Origin of the sequence: Nocardioides sp., assembly GCF_031422975.1 — a bacterium.
Lineage (GTDB): Bacteria > Actinomycetota > Actinomycetes > Propionibacteriales > Nocardioidaceae > Nocardioides.
This window is the reverse complement of sequence record NZ_JANPEO010000511.1, coordinates 1-13427: the sequence shown is the minus strand read 5'-3', so window position 1 is coordinate 13427 and position 13427 is coordinate 1. Positions and strand designations below refer to the sequence as shown.

The following is a 13427-nucleotide window of genomic DNA, read 5'->3' as shown; positions in this document are numbered from 1 at the left end:
CGGCACCGAGGACGTCTACAAGATCTACGCCGAGTCCTTCCGTGGCCCCGAGCACCTGGCCCAGGTGCAGGCCGAGGCGCGCGAGGTCGGGTCCGCGGCGCTGGGCTGACGTCAGCGCGGCTGCCAGCGGTACTCGACCTCGGCGGTCGCGTGAGTTTCCCCGGATATCCGGGGATGCTCACGCTTGGCCCCCACTGCATTGGTCGCACAGCGTGAGTTTCGGTGTCACAGCTGGTCAGATCAGCGACGGATCGCGTCGATCTCGAGGCGCACGTAGTCGATGACGGGCTCGGCCATGGCCTCGCGCACGCGGCGTACGAACTCCCGCTGCTCGTCCATCGGCAGGTCGACGAGGTGCGAGCCGAGGTTGACCGTCGCGAGATAGGTCTCCAACAGGTCCGGATCGTCGAGGCGGAGCGGGTCCTCGCGCAGCCGGACGTCCTCGACCTCGAAGCCGGCGCCACTGAGCGACTCGCGCGTCTCGTCGATGCCCTTGAACGAGGTGCCGAACTTGCCGTCGCCGGTCACCTCGACCAGGGCCGCGGTCATGATCGCGAGCTGACCCTGGCCGCCACAGTCGGAGGTCAGCCGTGCCCCGGGACGCATGACGGCTGCGAGGTTGCCGAAGAGCAGGTCGTGGTCCTCGATCCAGTGGAAGGCCGCGACGCTCATCACGGCGTCGACCGGCTGGTCGAGGGGGAGCGGCGCCGCCAGGTCGGCGACGTGCAGCTCGACGTCGGGGCCGAGGCGCTCGCGCGCGGCGTCGATCATCTGCTGGGAGCCGTCGATGCCGACCAGCCGAGCGTTCGGCCAGCGCGACAGCAGCGCCGCCCCGTCACGCCCGGTGCCGCAGCCGGCGTCGAGGACGCGCTCGTCGCCGGTCAGCCGCATCCGGTCCAGCACGCGCTGCCCCCACGCGACGTGGGGGAGCGGCAGGGAGTCGTATGCCGTGGCGTCCCACTCGCGGGTCGCCATCAGGGGACCGGGGTGGTGCGGTCGACGATGGCGCGCAGGTCGCCACCGGCGAGCGTGCCGAACGTGCCGTTGTACGACGTCCCGAGCCGCGAGGCGCAGAACGCGTCGGCGACCTCGGGTGGGGCGAAGCGCACCAGCAGCGAACCCTGGAGGCAGGCCGCCATCTGGCCGGCCAGGCGACGGGCGCCGACCTCGAGCCCGGCCATGTCGCCCAGCAGGGCGAGGGTGTCGTCGACGGCGCGGTCGAGCCGGTGGTCGACTCCGCGTGCCGCCCCGACCTCGTTGATCCACGCCTCCAGGACCTCGGGCTCGCGCGTCAGCGCCCGCAGGACGTCGAGGGCGTTGACGTTGCCGGAGCCTTCCCAGATCGAGTTCAGCGGGGACTCGCGGAAGAGCAGGGGCAGGCCGGACTCCTCGACGTACCCGTTGCCGCCCAGGCACTCGAGCGCCTCCGCGATCATGAAGGGAGTGCGCTTGCAGACCCAGAACTTCGCGAGCGGCAGGGCGATGCGTCGCAGCGCGGCCTCGTGCGCGTCGCCGGGCCGGTCGACCGCGGCGGCAAGCCGCAGGGCGAGTGCGGTGGCGGCCTCGGACTCGACGGCGAGGTCGGCGACGACGTTCTGCATGAGCGGCTTGTCGACGAGCCGACCACCGAAGGCGGAGCGGTGCGCGACGTGCCACGATGCCTCGGCCAGCGCGTGCCGCATCAGCGACGCGGAGCCGAGGACGCAGTCGAGCCGCGTCGCGGCCACCATCTCGATGATGGTGCGTACGCCGCGGCCCTCGTCGCCGAGGCGTTGCGCGACGGTCCCGTCGAACTCCAGCTCCGACGACGCGTTGGAGCGGTTGCCGAGCTTGTCCTTGAGCCGCACCACGTCGAGCTGGTTGCGGGTCCCGTCGGGCAGCACCCGCGGCACGACGAAGCAGGTCAGCGCCTGGCCCTCCGGCCGACCGGTCGCCTGCGCGAGCACGAGGAACATGTCGTTCATCGGAGCGCTCGTGAACCACTTGTGCCCGTGCAGCGTGTAGAAGCCCTCCTCCGAGGTAGGACGGGCCTCGGAGAGGTTGGCCCGGACGTCATAGCCGCCCTGCTTCTCGGTCATGCCCATCCCCGCGAGTGCGCCGACCTTGTCGGTGCGCGCGCGGACGCCGGGGTCGTAGCGGCGCGAGGCCAGCAGCGGCGTCCACTCCTTGGCGATCGCGTCGTCGGCGCGCAGGGCCGGCACCGCGGCGTACGTCATCGAGATCGGGCAGCCGTGTCCCGGCTCGGTCTGCGACCACGCGAAGAAGCCCGCGGCGCGCCGCACGTGCGGGTGCGGGTCCGGCGACTCCCACGGCGTGGCCGCGAGCCCGTGCCCGATGCCACGCTCCATCAGCCAGTGCCACGACGGGTGGAAGGTGACCTCGTCGACGCGGTTGCCATAGCGGTCGTACGGCGCCAGCTCGGGATGGTGCTGATTGGCGAGCATGCCGTGCTCGCGCGCCTCGGCCGTGCCGGCCTCGACCCCGAGCAGCGTCAGGTCATCGACCACGTCGAGGGACGCGTGGCGCACGACTGCCTCGGTCAGAGCCACGTCCGAGGTGACGACGTTGTGACCAACAAGTGGTGGAGCCTGGTTGGCAGTTGCCCGGTTTGCAGCGTCCATGTGACTACCGTAGGGCCATGGCCCAGGCGACTTCGCAGCATCCTGTGCTGCGCTCGGTCCAGGTCAGGTGGGCGGTGTTTCGCGACCACCTCTGGCGGCTGGTCGTCGCCACCGTCGGCTCGTGCATGCGCTACCGCGTCACCGGTCTGGCAGCCGAGGCGGCGTTCTTCGCCGTACTCTCCGTGCCGCCCCTGATCTTCGCCCTCGCGGGTGCGGTCGGCTACGTATCCGATCAGTTCTCGCCCGCCGACATCGCGGAGGTCCGCAACGCGATCATCGAGCTCGCCTCGCGCGGGCTCACCGACGAGGCGGTCAGCAGGATCATCACGCCGACCCTCAACGACGTGCTGCGCGGGGGCCGGTTCGACGTGATCTCGGTCGGCTTCGTGCTGGCACTGTGGTCGGGCTCGCGCGCGCTCAACGTGTTCGTCGACACCATCACGATCATGCACGGGCTGGGCGGTCACCGGGGGATCGTGAAGACCCGCGCACTGTCGTTCGTCTTCTACATCCTGGCGATGCTGACCGGGATGATCACGCTGCCCCTGGTCGTCGCCGGCCCTTCGCTGATCCGGGACTGGCTGCCGCCGCGCTTCGAGTTCGTGATGTCGTTCTACTGGCCCCTCGTGCTCGTGATCTGCATCTGTTTCCTCGCGACGCTCTACCACGTGTCCGTCCCCGTGCGCACGAACTGGGCCTTCAACCTGCCCGGCGCGACGTTCTCGTTGGTCGCCTGGATCGCGGGGTCGTTCGCGCTGCGCTGGGTGCTCACGGTGACCGCCGCGGAGTCGAAGTCGATCTATGGGCCGCTGGCCGCACCCATCGCCGTACTCCTGTGGCTCTATCTCCTGGCCATCGCAGTCCTGATCGGAGCGGCGGTGAACGCCGCGTTCGACACGGTCTTCCCGCAGGGCTCGACCACGAAGGCGCGACATGAACTCGTGCAACGACTGCGGCAGGCCATCACGTCCAAGGACGCGGCGTGAAAGACTCCGGCCGTGCATGACCAACCCGGAGCGACGGCGGCCTCCAACAGCGCTCGCATCGCATTGCCGGACCGGGTTCGTTCCCCGTGGTGGGAGCTCAGCCGACGGCTCCTGGCAGCGATCGCGATCCTCCTCGGGACCGTCCTGCTCGTCTATCTCGACCGCGGCGGCTATCGCGACGGCAACGACCCGCCGTTCTTCGACGTGGACCTGATCGACTCGATCTACTACACGACCGTCACCCTCAGCACGACCGGCTACGGCGACATCGCCCCGGTCACCGAACGCGCCCGACTGATCAACGCTTTCGTCATCACCCCGCTCCGCATCGCCTTCCTGGTGCTGTTGATCGGGACCACCCTCGAGGTCCTCGCCTCGCGGGGCCGCGAGATGTTCCGGGTCGCCCGGTGGAGGAAGAAAATGGGAGCACACGTCGTCGTCGTCGGTTACGGCACCAAGGGCAGGAGCGCAGTCGAGACCATCGTGAACAACGGCGTCGACCGCGAGACGATCGTCATCGTCGACCCCAGCCAGCTCGCGCTCGAGGAGGCGCACAGCGACGGCCTCGCCGTCGTCACCGGTGACGCGACCCGCCGCGAGGTGCTGCGGCGCGCGGGGGTGCAGACGGCGACCCAGATCATCATCACCACCGACCGCGACGACACCAATGTGCTCTCCACGCTCACCGTCCGTCAGCTCAACCCCGACGCCTGGATCGTGGCCGCGGTGCGCGAGCAGGAGAACGTCGCGCTAATGCGCCAGTCCGGCGCCAACTCCGTCATCACCTCCTCCGATGCCGTGGGCCGACTGCTCGGGCTCTCGTCCATGTCGCCGACGCTGGGCTCCGTCATGGAGGACCTGTTGACGTACGGCGAGGGCCTGGAGGTCGCCGAGCGAGACCTGCTCGTCAGTGAGGTCGGCAAGCCCCCGCAGTCCTTGCCCGACCAGGTCATCGCCGTCGTCCGTGACGAGAACGTCTACCGCTACTTCGACCCGGTGGTCACGCTGCTGGCTCGCGGTGACCGACTCATCGTCGTGCGCCCCGCGAAGGAACTGCCGTGGGCGCCGCGCCCCGGCACCCACGGGGAGGAGCTCGCCGAGGACGAGGACTGAGCCTGCGTCCCTGACGTGCGTCACGGTCGCCACCTCGACGGCTACAGCACCTCAGCTGCGTCGCGGAGCAGACCCGAGACCAGCCCGGCCGGTGCATCGCGAAAGCAGTAGACGCCCGCCAGTCGCAGGCGAGTGATCGCGGCGTAGGGCACCATCCTGGCGAGCAGGTCGCGATCGGGGGAATAACCGTCCAGCAGGGCCGCCGAACACCGAGCCGCACGCCGCTCGCTGCACACGCCCTGGCGGACGCGCAGATCGAGGTGGACGACCAGGTTCGCGAGGTCGACCGCGGGGTCGCCGTACGCCGCGAGGTCGAGGTCCAGCAACCCCACGGGTGCAGCCCCGTTCAGGATGAGCTGCTTGTCATGCAGGTCGCGGTGGAGCAGCGCCGGGCGGTGCGGACCCTCGGGCAGCCGGGAGCCGACACGGTCCAGCACCGGTCGCCAGGCCGCCGGATCGAGCAGGCCGTGGCTCGTGGCCGCGTCCAGCCATCGGGAGGTGGCCGCGATCTCTGCCGCTGCATCGTGCACCTTGTGAGGGATGACCGGCCCCTGAGCATGCAGGGACCGCACGACGACGCCGACCCGGGTGGCGTCGCGGGCGAGCTCATCGTCGTCCGTCGTGGGATCCGCGAGTCGCTGGTGCAGGGTCGTGCCGGGTAGCGCGGCAAGGGTCACCAGCCCGCGGCGGTCGTCCGAGTCGAGAACCTTCGGCAGCTGGAGGTCCTCGGCCCGGATGTGTTCCAGGGGGAGGACGACACCTGCGGTCCGGCCGGGGCGCACCACCTTGAGGTAGCGATCCACACCGACGCGCACGACCGCGCGCCGTTCCGGTCGGTGGGCGACCAGCGAGGCGTCGGGAGCGGCGACCAGGTCGCGCAGTGCGGACAGCTTGTGATCGGCGCCTGCGTGCTGGACGAGCACCTCTCCGCCGGCGAGCACCTGCACCGAGTCATCACCGAACCGGTCCCGCATGCCAGCGGCGGCCCGGTACGTCTCGGTGGCGTCGGCGTGCCACTGGCCCGCGCACACCCGGGCGTCGGGAGCATCGAGCTCCATGATCAGTCGTCCGGGGCCCCGGGGCTGAGCCTTGCGCAGCCGCAAGCCGGCACCGGCCAGCTCGTCACGCAGAGCCGCGATCCGGTTCACGGCCGCGTTCTCGCAAGCGGGATGTCCTCGAGAGCGACTCGGGTCGCGGCGACCCGTGCCGTGACCTGCTCGCGCCAGTCCGGGGCACAGGCGCGGAACGGGTCGATCGCCTTGCGGAGCCGGAACGCAGCCGTGTGCACGGCCACGGCGGCCTCGTCGGGCAGGGGGCGTACGTGGTCGTAGCCGGTGAGGAACGCCGCCATGACCTGCTCGCCACGCGAAGCGGCCCCCTCCATCTCGGCGCTGGTCATGGTGGAGGCGGTCAGGCAACCGACGTCGTACGCGGAGGGGCCTCGGCGAGCCGAGTCGAGGTCGATGAGGACAGGCATCTCGTCCGGACCGACGACGACCTGGTCAGCGGAGAAGTCCCCGTGCACGGCCACACAGTCGCCCGGCGCCCGCTCGAGCGCAGCCGCTGTCGTCCGGGTGATGTCGAGCACGTCGGGCGAGATCTCAGGCAGCAGCGCCGCGATCTGGCGACCGGCGCGGAGGACGGCCTCCGCTGCGGACGCGGGGTCCGTCTCCGACAGCGGCCTGCTGGGGCCCGTGTGCAGGCGGGCCAGCTCGCCGCCGGCCGCCTCCCAGAGCTCCGTGCTGGCGGACAGGTCCAGCTCGTCGCCGGCTGCCCAGGTGACTGCCAGGGTCGCCAGACCGCGTGAGTGCGCGACCACGCCGGGCGTCCGCGCGCCGCCGTGAGCGAGGGCGCGATAGCACGCGGCGGCGCGGGCCATGCGCCTGCTGTCGCCGTAGGCTCGGAGCAACAGCGCGGTTGCACGCTCACCCTCCAGGATGCCGACCCAGCGACGTCCCGGGTTGTGGCGAACAGTCCGGATCCGGGCCGCCTCCATGTCCGGCCCGGCGATGAGTCGCCGGACGACTCGGGCGACCCCGTCGGGCTGGCCCAGGGTCGGTAGCAGGGGCAGTGCCCGGTCTCCTGCCGCGGTCGTCACCACCGTGTGTCGGACGGTGTCGTAGGCGAGGCACGAACCCGGGGGCCCGCTCCTGGACGTCTTCTCGGCCTTGGGCGCCGCGTGCTCCGAGTAGGAACTGGCAACGCACGACTGCGTCGTGACGACACCGTCGCAGAGGGTGCCCAGGTCGAAGCCCAGCACTGCGCTCGTGCCCGCCTTGTAGCGCAGCCGACGAGGGGTCACGGAGCAGGACCGCCCCAGGCTCTCGGTCAGCCAGGCCTGCAGCTCGGCGCGATCCAGCACGAGTGAACCGCCGGGCAGGGCGGGGTCGTCGAGCAGCGGCGGGCGGTCAGCGCTCGGCATGGGAGCCTCCCGTGCGGCGAGCGAGCACCAGCTGGGGATCGCCGTCGTCGACGACGCGCCCGTCCTCGAGCCACACGGCACGCTCACAGGTCAGGGCTGCGCTCAGGTCATGGCTGATGACGATGGTCGTGCAGTCGAGCGTGAGTCGCTCCAGTGCGGCGAACACCTCCGCCTCCGTCTCGTGATCGAGACCCGTCATCGCCTCGTCGAGGACCACGATGGGGGCGCGTCGGATGGCTGCCCGGGCGATGGCGATGCGCTGTCGTTCGCCGCCCGAGAGGGTGGCGCCGCGCTCGCCCACGACCGTGTCGTACCCCTGCGGGAGCGCTTCGATGAACTCGTGGGCACCCGCGAGACGAGCCGCCTCCCGGACCTGGTCGAAGGTGGCGCCCTGCCGCGAACCGTAGGCGATGTTGTCGCTGATACTGGTCGCGAACAGCACACTCTCCTGAAGCACCACGGCGGTCTGCTCGCGCAGCGACTGCGCCGTCATGTCGCGCAGGTCGATCCCGTCGACCATGACCTGCCCCTGGGACGGGTCGCACAACCGGGACAGCAGCATCGCCAGACTGGACTTGCCGGCCCCCGAAGGCCCCAGCAGGGCAACCCGTTGGCCTGCTGGGATCTTGAGGTCGACGCCGTGGAGGACCGGGTGTCCGGGGCGATACTCCAGCGAGACGTCGCGGAGCTCGACGTCACCGGCGAAGCGGGGTGCGGGCCGAGCGTCCGGCCGGTCGACGACGGTCGGCACCTCCTCGAGGATGTCGACGATGCGTTCGGACGACGCCGCCGCCTGGGCGATCCGGCCGACGTACTTCGCCACGTCTCGCATCGGCTTGAAGGCGGCCCTGAGATAGGTCAGGAAGACGACGAGCTCACCGGGCGACATGGCGCCGGCGAGCACTCGCTGGGCTCCGGCGAACAACGTGATCGAGGTGGCGACCGCCACGAGCACGTCGGTCTTGCGTTCCAGACCCGCTGAGAGACGTTTGGCCTTGACGCCGTCGTTGAGCGACTTCTTGTTGCTGACGGTGAACGTCTCCTGCATGGCGTGCTCGAGCGAATAGGACTTGACCACGCGCATGGCCGAGAGGGACTCGGTGGCGTGTGAGGCCAGGGATCCCTCGGCGCGACGCTGCAGGCGGGAGACCGTGTTGATCCGGCGACCCAGCCGGATGCTCATCGAGAAGAACGCCGGGAAGACCAGCAGCATCACCAGTGCCAACCTCCAGTCCATGAAGGCCACCACCCCGATCATGGCGACCAGTGTCAGCACGTTGCCGAACAACGGGAGGGCAGCGGTGACGACGACCTCCTTGAGGCGACCGACATCGGCTGTGACGCGAGTGACGAGGTCTCCCGTACGAGCTTGGTCGTGGAACGACATCGGCAGCCGCTGCAGGTGCTCGAACAGGTCGGAACGCACCTCGCTCAGCACCCGGCTCCCGGACAAGGAGAACGTCAGCGTGCTGAGGTAGGCGGCACCGGCCCGGAGTACGGCGATCACCAGGACCGCAACGCTGGACAGGACCAGCACCATGGTGAGGTTGTCGACGGGCGCGGAGGCGATCGTGCCGCCGCTGGCCGTGACGACGCCGTCGACGACGAACTTCAACGGCCACGGCTCGAGGAGTCGCAGCCCCACCTCCGCGAAGAGGGCCAGGAGGCCGAGCAGCAGCATCCGGCGCTCGCGGCCCAGGTGGGGTCGTACGTGTCGTGCGAGGCGCCGGAATCCGGGCAGCGACTCGCGGAGGTCACGAGGCTTGCGTGGTGACACCGGCCACCCCCACCAGGTCGAGGATCCGATCGACGACGCGCTTCCAGTCGTGCTGCTCCACCGCCGCACGCCGCCCCCGCCCGCCCAGGTCTGCTCGAGCGACGGGATCGTCTCGTAGCTGGGAGACCACCCGGGCCAGGCCATCGGCCGAGCCGGCCGGATAGAGCAGCCCGAGCGGGTGGGCGCCGCCGGTCAGCAACGCCGGCAGGTTCCCGACGTCGCTGGTGATCACCGGCAGCCCTGCCGCGAAGTACTCATTGATCTTCAGCGGGGAGAAGTAGAAGTCCTCGCTCGGCGGATAGGGAGCGACCGCCACGTCCATCCGGGCCAGGAGGGCTGGAACGTCCACGGGATCTGCCGATCCGGAGAACTCCGCCGCGCCCCGCAGCCCGAGGTGGTCGACGAGTGTCTCGAGAGATCCGCGCTCCGGTCCGTCCCCGACGACGAGCAGTCGGTAGGTGGTGTCGTGACGATGCAGGAGCGCGAGAGCGCGGACGAGGTCGGCCACGCCGTGCCACGGCTTGAGCGTGCCGACGAAGCCGAGGGTGAACGTCGCCGGGTCCCGGCGGACGTCCAGGGAGGCGAATCGTCGGGTGTCCACACCGTTGGGTATCACGTGGATCGAATCGGGAGCGGCCGTCCCGAGCGCGCGCACCCAGTGCGCGACCGGGGAACTGACGCACACCACGGCGTCGGCCCGAGCAGTGGCGTCGCGTGCCACTGCGTCCGCCGCGGCACGGTCGACGAGCACGCGGTGCCGGGCCTGCTCGTCGGGCAGCGGGGAGTTGACCTCCAGCACGCTGGCGACCCCGTGTGCCCGGGCCCACGACGTGGTCGTGCGTCCCCACAACGCGTAGCGCTCGTACACGAGGTCGACGGGTGCCTGGGAGTGGATGTCGTCGAGAATCGACGCGACGCGCCGGTCGAGGTCCTGTGCTGCACGCTCTGGTTCCCCGTCACGGCGGGCGCCGACCGCGATCTCGTGGACGTGGACCCGGGAGAGGCCTGCCGGCCGCGAGCCCGGGCGCGGGTTGACGAGGTGGACGTCGTCACCCCGATCCAGCAGCTGCGTCAGGATCGCCTGGACATGCACCGACGCGCCCTTGCGTCCGAAGGCCGGCACCCCCTGGTCGGTGCACACGTACACGACGCGCATCAGACGGCCACGCCCTGGGGCCGGGGAGCCAGCTGAGCCATGACGTCGTAGAGCATCTTTCCGTTCGTGTTCGCGTCGAAGTGGCTCTCCACGTGCTCACGCCCGGCATCGGCCAGGCGGCACCGGAGTGCGTCATCCTCCACGAGCGCTTCGAGTGCGTCGGCCAGCGCCGTGACGTCTCCCTCCGGCACCAGGAGCCCGGTGCGGTCGTGAACAATCGCCTCGGGGATCCCGGTGACCGGGGTGGCGACCACCGGGGTGCCCAGGGCGAGGCCTTCGAGGATGGCGGTCGGCAGGCCGTCCCGGTTGCCGTCCGGGCCCACGATGCACGGTGCCGCCAACGCCGCGGCCCCGCGCATCATCTGCCTGGCCTCGGTCTGGGTGAGAGGTCCGTGGAAGGTGACCAGGTCCTCCAGGCCGAGGCCGGCCACCTGGGCACGGAGCGCGGTCTCCTCGGCCCCGCCCCCGACCAGGTCCAGGCGCACCGGACGCCCCCGGTCGCGGAGCTGGAGGACGGCGTCGATCAGGTGATGGAAGCCCTTCTTCGGGACCAGCCGACCGACGCCGACGACGACGCGGGGCCGGACCATGGGCCGGGTGTACGCGAACGCCTCGAGATCGATGCCGTTGTAGATCCGGATGAGAGAGGCCGTGTCATCGCCGTACCGCCCCCGAAGGTAGCGCTCGTTGAAGTCGCTCACCGTGACGCAGAGCGCTGCATCCCGCAACCGTGCGGCCAGCTCCGCGTGGTCCACGTCCTCGTGGAAGATGTCCTTGGCGTGCAGGGTGATCGAGTAGCTGATCCCGGCGATCCGGGCGGCCAGCCGTGCGACTCCTGCGGCGACCGACCCGAAGTGCGCATGAAGATGTGAGATCTCACGCTCGCGCACGGCTGTGGCCAGGATGACGGCCTGGTACGCGTCGGCCGGCGTCGCGGCAAGGATCTCGTCCATGTGGGCGTCGAACCCCGAGGGGTGGAGAGCACGACAGTCCGACAGGGCCTGCCACAGCTCGAGCGGCTTGCCGGGCGAGGGCAGGTAGGTGACCGGAGCGCGCACCCGCGACAAGGACTCGTGGAACCTGCCGTCCGCGGGTGGGCGGAGCGAGAAGATGTCCAGGTCCGCTCCATGATGCTCCATCGCCAGCACCTCGGTCACCACGAAGGTCTCCGAGAACCTCGGGTACATCTTCAGGACGTAGCCGATCCGGGGTGCACGGCCCTCATCCGACATCTCGGGCACCTTGCACGACGGAGCTCTCGAGCAGGGCGGTCACCAGATCGGGCACCCTGCCCAGCCCCCCGAGGTCGATCGACCGGCTCGGCGGGGCGACGCGCGACACCGCAGCCCGCAGCCAGCCCGACAATGCCTGGGGATCAAGGTGCTGGGGGAACAAGACGTCGAGGAGCCCGCGGTCGGCGAAATGGGTGGCCCGGATGGACTGCTCGCTTCGCGGCGCCACGCGGGGTACGACGAGCGCGGGCCGGCGCGCCGTCATCAGCTCGCACACCGAGTTGTACCCACCCATCGAGACGGTCGCCCGGGACGCCCGTGCCAAGGCAGGAACGTCGTTGACGAAGCGGTGGACCCGCAGGTCGCGTCGATGGCGCGCCAACCGCTCGAGATGCTCCAGGTGCGTGGAGGGGAGGTACGGGCCGGTGACGAGCACGCCCACGTGGCCGGCCGGGAAGTCGGCGTGGGCGAACGCGTCGGCCACTGCGGCGCCGTCCTGTCCGCCGCCGATCAGTCCCAGGACGAACGGCCCTGCGTTGTCCCGACTGACCGACGGTGTGATCGAACTGTGCTTCGTGGTCGGGAGCAGGCGCTCACGGTCGGCCCCGAGATACCCGGTGTAGCGAACTTTCGTGCGCACGGCCTCACTCCACCCGTACTCAACGGCCGGGTCGAAGACTGTCGGATCCGCGTAGACCCAGACCTGGTCGTAGAGCGTCCTGATCGCCTCCGGCGTCCGGGCGATCTGCCATTCGCGCCGCGTCGTGGAGACGTCATCAAGGATGTCTCTGAGGCCGAGCACCGTCCGCGTACCGTGCTCGAGGCGCGCTCGGCGCAATGCCGGCTCGAGCTCGCCTCGGAAGCCCCGGGGGACCTTGTCGACCACGAGGAGGTCGGGCTCGTATGCCGCGAGGAGACTCTCGAGCGCCGCCGCCCGGATGGCGAGGACCTCGCCCAGCGACCGGTCGAGGCAGCGAGCGGCGTAGCCGCCGAGCGCGTCCTTGGTCAGGCCCGGGAGGACGACCAGGTCGGTGCGCTCAGGCAGGGGGAGCGAGGCCGCCTCACGCGCTCCGCTCAGAAGCAGTACGTCGACCTCGGGATCTGCGGCCACCATGGCGGCGGCCAGCAGAGTGTTGCGCCGAATGTGCCCCAGGCCCTGGGTGTCGTGGGAGTAGAGGGCGACCCGGCGGCTGGACGCGCGACCCTGCTCGCGCCGAAGCGAGTCCCGCAGCTCCATCTGCCAGATGAGCGGGGTGGCCCCTCGCAGCGGCCTTCTGGGCACCAAGTCATCACGCCGAGACATCGTGGCCCTTCCGCGTCGATTGGCACTGCGTCGTTCGTGACGTTAGGTGCGAGGAAGTACCACTCGACAGTTGTCCATTGGTCCCAGTACCCCGGGTTGGGTCGGGAGCGGCGGGGTGCACAACTGTGGGGGAGGGTGTGCCTCCCCGCCGTCCCAGGTCTTCGTGGAGCTCTGCTACCTACAGCCGCGCGGGCGCTGTCGGCGGCGCCCGGATCCCTGACGTCGCCTCGTCCCGATCTGCGGCACCGTCGATCTGGCGGTGACCTGCGATCTGCCAACGACGCTAGTTCCGCTGCGGTGCAGCGCACCAGTGCCCAATGGTGCTGGTACCCCCCGCATGGAGTGACCAATGTTGGGGACCCGGCAGAGCCCCATCTGGACTGCCTCGGTGTCGCCTACGACCTGGTCAGCGGACCGAGCCGGTGGTCACGCGCCAGCCGGACCTGGTGGTGACCGGACACGCGGACCCCACGCTGGTGGACCGGGCAGTGGAGGCACCAGCCAGTTCTGTGCTCCCCAAGAACGGCTCTCTGCCCGATCTCATGGACGCGCTGGAGACTGCAGGCAAGGGCGGCCTGCTCGTGCACCCGGACCTGGTGCAGCCGCCGGAGACCCCGGCCGCGGGACGCGCCGGTGCGGAGAACCCTCTCAGCCCACGAGAACGCGACGCGGTGGCGATGCTGGCGCCGGAATGCGCAGCGACGCCATCGCCCAGGAGCTCGGCATCTTGAGAAACACGTGTCGTGGCTACCTCAAGGCGCCGCTGTGAAAGCTGGGCGCGCACTCACAGCTGGAAGCGGTCGCCATCGCTCGCCGA

Annotated in this window: 10 protein-coding genes; 2 read left to right on the top strand and 8 right to left on the bottom strand. The window is 70.4% G+C overall.

The genetic code is table 11. The annotated features are described in order from the left end of the window. Positions 1–240: 240 nt before the first annotated feature. Together RMO85_RS15345 and RMO85_RS15340 are read right to left on the bottom strand one after the other, a co-directional pair. Positions 241–975 carry a methyltransferase domain-containing protein gene (locus tag RMO85_RS15345; RefSeq protein WP_310529593.1) on the bottom strand — a complete coding sequence of 245 codons (735 nt, stop codon included), beginning with the start codon at positions 973–975 and terminating at the stop codon, positions 241–243. Next, positions 975–2621: an acyl-CoA dehydrogenase family protein gene (locus RMO85_RS15340; RefSeq protein ID WP_310529592.1), complete on the bottom strand. Its 1647-nt coding sequence runs from the start codon at positions 2619–2621 to the stop codon at positions 975–977. The genes RMO85_RS15345 and RMO85_RS15340 overlap by 1 nt, the downstream gene beginning before the upstream one ends. A 17-nt stretch (positions 2622–2638) precedes the next feature. On the opposite strand from RMO85_RS15340, the gene RMO85_RS15335 reads away from it, so the two are divergent. Both RMO85_RS15335 and RMO85_RS15330 read left to right on the top strand, forming a co-directional pair. Beyond that, the gene (locus RMO85_RS15335; protein WP_310529591.1) at positions 2639–3607 is read left to right on the top strand and encodes a YihY/virulence factor BrkB family protein; all 969 of its coding nucleotides are present in this window, start codon (positions 2639–2641) and stop codon (positions 3605–3607) included. A gap of 12 nt (positions 3608–3619) precedes the next feature. Further along, entirely contained in the window at positions 3620–4720 is a 1101-nt protein-coding gene (locus RMO85_RS15330) for an NAD-binding protein (protein ID WP_310529590.1), read from the top strand. Positions 4721–4761: 41 nt separating this feature from the next. Here the strand turns inward: RMO85_RS15330 and RMO85_RS15325 are convergent, their stop codons facing one another. Genes RMO85_RS15325 through RMO85_RS15300 form a run of 6 tightly spaced genes read right to left on the bottom strand, consistent with a single transcriptional unit; the run spans position 4762 to position 12544 of the window. Beyond that, entirely contained in the window at positions 4762–5868 is a 1107-nt protein-coding gene (locus RMO85_RS15325; RefSeq protein WP_310529589.1) for a phosphotransferase, read from the bottom strand. Continuing rightward, positions 5865–7142: a phosphotransferase gene (locus tag RMO85_RS15320; protein ID WP_310529588.1), complete on the bottom strand. Its 1278-nt coding sequence runs from the start codon at positions 7140–7142 to the stop codon at positions 5865–5867. The genes RMO85_RS15325 and RMO85_RS15320 overlap by 4 nt, the downstream gene beginning before the upstream one ends. Beyond that, positions 7129–8919 (bottom strand): ABC transporter ATP-binding protein, encoded by a 1791-nt coding sequence (locus RMO85_RS15315; protein ID WP_310529587.1) that lies wholly within the window; start codon positions 8917–8919, stop codon positions 7129–7131. Before RMO85_RS15315 ends, RMO85_RS15320 begins: the two co-directional genes overlap by 14 nt. Beyond that, positions 8897–10075, bottom strand: a complete 1179-nt coding sequence (locus tag RMO85_RS15310) for a glycosyltransferase family 4 protein (RefSeq protein ID WP_310529586.1) — start codon at positions 10073–10075, stop codon at positions 8897–8899. Before RMO85_RS15310 ends, RMO85_RS15315 begins: the two co-directional genes overlap by 23 nt. Beyond that, positions 10075–11307, bottom strand: coding sequence for a glycosyltransferase family 4 protein (locus tag RMO85_RS15305; protein WP_310529585.1), 1233 nt, complete (start codon positions 11305–11307; stop codon positions 10075–10077). Before RMO85_RS15305 ends, RMO85_RS15310 begins: the two co-directional genes overlap by 1 nt. Further along, the gene (locus tag RMO85_RS15300; protein ID WP_310529584.1) at positions 11297–12544 is read right to left on the bottom strand and encodes a hypothetical protein; all 1248 of its coding nucleotides are present in this window, start codon (positions 12542–12544) and stop codon (positions 11297–11299) included. The genes RMO85_RS15305 and RMO85_RS15300 overlap by 11 nt, the downstream gene beginning before the upstream one ends. Positions 12545–13427 lie beyond the last annotated feature (883 nt).